We start from the raw sequence: 580 nt of genomic DNA, 5'->3' as shown, positions 1-580 counted from the left end.
TCTTTTGAAAATGACCTGCGCATCTTTTCCTCCCAGTTAAGTGACTATTATCTCTTAACTGGGTGTGTTCATCCATTAGACCACTTCAATATGATGATCAAGAATGGCAATTGCCTTAACCTAAGGTATTTCTTGGGTTAGCGCAATTGACTTGTGGTATCTGACCATATCGAAGCATGATTTGTAAGACAGCGTAGATAAAATTAACTTACTATTCATTGTATTATCCTAAAATATGTACATGATAGGGTATCAGTTATCCATTTGGAGAATGATGAGGAGTTTCATCTATTCCCTTTTGTTTATCTACAGTTTTAGTTTGATCGACCAAAACAGGCTTATTCTCATTATGTTGCTTACGAATAGCTGATAAACAACCAATCATAGTATGTGTGGTTAAAGCTGTACCATCCCCCGTCATCATAACATAAGGTATAGTCTGGGGTTCCTTAATATTACCTATAGGGTCTTTATTAAATAAAGTAGAACTTATGAAGTGGTCTAATGGATGAACACACCCAGTTAAGAGATAATAGTCACTTAACTGGGAGGAAAAGATGCGCAGGTCATTTTCAAAAGA

1 protein-coding gene is annotated in these 580 nt (G+C 35.9%); it reads right to left on the bottom strand.

Translation table 11 applies throughout. The features are described from left to right. Window positions 1-256: 256 nt before the first annotated feature. The coding region (locus Lwal_RS17555) for a hypothetical protein (RefSeq protein WP_162264101.1) at window positions 257-580 on the bottom strand (324 nt) is incomplete at its 5' end.

The organism is Legionella waltersii (genome assembly GCF_001468085.1).
GTDB classification, from domain to species: domain Bacteria; phylum Pseudomonadota; class Gammaproteobacteria; order Legionellales; family Legionellaceae; genus Legionella; species Legionella waltersii.
This window is presented reverse-complemented; position numbering and strand designations above follow the sequence as displayed.